This window comes from Amycolatopsis rhizosphaerae (assembly GCF_007713715.1).
GTDB classification, from domain to species: Bacteria; Actinomycetota; Actinomycetes; order Mycobacteriales; family Pseudonocardiaceae; genus Amycolatopsis_E; species Amycolatopsis_E rhizosphaerae.
Map to the genome: position 1 here is coordinate 1 of NZ_VJWX01000801.1, position 1,707 is coordinate 1,707.

Here is a 1,707-nt window from a genome sequence, read left to right on the forward strand (position 1 = left end):
GAACAGGCCGAGCGTCTGGCCCGCGCCGTGCGGGAAGCGGGCAACGCCGCCCGGCTCCGTGACCACCCGGGCATCGTGGCCGTCCACGACGTAGTGGTCGAGGACGGGATTCCCTGGATGGTCATGCAACTGGTGCGGGGGCAGTCGCTGGCGGAACACGTCGAGGCGCACGGGCCCTTGCCCGCCGACCAGGCGGCCGTGCTGGCCCGGAGCCTGCTGCAGGCGCTGGCCGCCGTCCACGAGGCCGGGATGGTGCACCGGGACATCAAGCCGGCCAACGTGCTGCTGACCGAAGACGGGCGTTTCCTGCTCACCGACTTCGGGATCGCCAAGCACCACGCCGACACCGCACTGACCGCCACCGACAGCGTGATCGGCTCCGTCGAGTACCTCGCCCCCGAACGGGCCCAGGGACAGGACGGCCTGCCCGCGAGCGACCTCTTCTCGCTGGGCGTCACGCTGTACCAGGCCGTGGAGGGGGTGTCGCCGTTCCGGCGCGACACCAGCGCGGAATCGCTGAGTGCGGTGCTGTTCGGCGAAGTCGCACCCCCGCAGCGCGCGGGCCGGCTCGCGCCACTGATCATGGGGCTGCTCGCGAAGGATCCCGAGAAGCGCATGACGACCGGCCAGGCGCTGACCCTGCTCGACCTGCCGGAGCCGGCCACCGGACAGACCGTCGCGATGACCGCGGTCCAGCACAACCCCGTCCCGCAGGGTTTCGTGCCGGGCATGGGGGTGGGGCCGTTCGCTCCTCGTCCCTGGCAGCCGAGCAGCGGCACGGCGATGGCCGCGGGTGTCCTCGGCCTGTCCTGTGCTTGTCTGGCGCTGTTTGGTGTTTACCCGGATTTCGCCGTCCTGCTCACCGGGCGCGCCAGCTACCCGCTGTTGCTGGTTCTGCACCTCATGCCCTCGCTGGCGGAGGCGGTGCTGCTCGGAATCGGTGCTTCATTGCTGCTGGCGGGCAGGTCGGCGGGGCGAGTGCTCCTGTCGGTCGGCGGTGGGCTGGTGATCGCGCAGGTGCTCATCACCGTCGTCACCGTCCTCCAGCTGTACAAAGGCCACCATATTTGGCGCATGGAAGGCGCTTTCGTCTACCTCGCGGTCGGGCCCCTCGCGGCGATCCTGGCGATCGCCGTCCTCATTCTGGCGCTGGTGCCGGCCACCGCTCAATGGTGCGCCCGGCAGAGCCAGTTGAAGGGCCTTCTGCTCTCCTGATCCCGGTCGGCCGTGCCGGCCTGGCCCGCACCCACGGGCCGGGCCGGCACGACGAACTGCCTTCGATCTTCGAGTCGTTCACGGAACGGATCGCTGCCTGACCTGATCGAACCCGGTGAACAGATCATGAGCGCGCCGTCACTCATCTCCGACGGCGTCTGGATTTGGCGGGTCGATTCGCTGTACTACCTGAGCAGGTACCGCCTGGAAATCCCCGATGACTTTCTGCTGCGGGAACTACCGGCCGCCGAAGCGGATCGAGTTCACTCCGGATTTCTCAGTGTCGATGCTCGCCTACTTCTGATCCTTCGGCGGCCCAACCGTGGTCCAGGATGTTCGCGAGTCGTTCCCCTGGTGCAGACCTCACTGGTACAGACCTCGCTGGGTTCGGGGTTTCAGTGCTCGGGCTTCGGCCGGGGGCCGGGCCGGTCGTGGCGGTTCGCGGCGTAACGCTCGGCGGCGGCCCGCACCCAATAGCCGGGTACCGAACCG

At 68.9% G+C, this 1,707-nt stretch carries 1 protein-coding gene; it reads left to right on the top strand.

Features of this window, described 5'->3' with window-relative positions:
- Window positions 1-1,215 (top strand): serine/threonine-protein kinase (locus FNH05_RS36965; RefSeq protein WP_144593473.1); only part of this gene is annotated, 1,215 nt, incomplete at its 5' end.
- Between the last annotated feature and the right edge of the window lie 492 nt (window positions 1,216-1,707).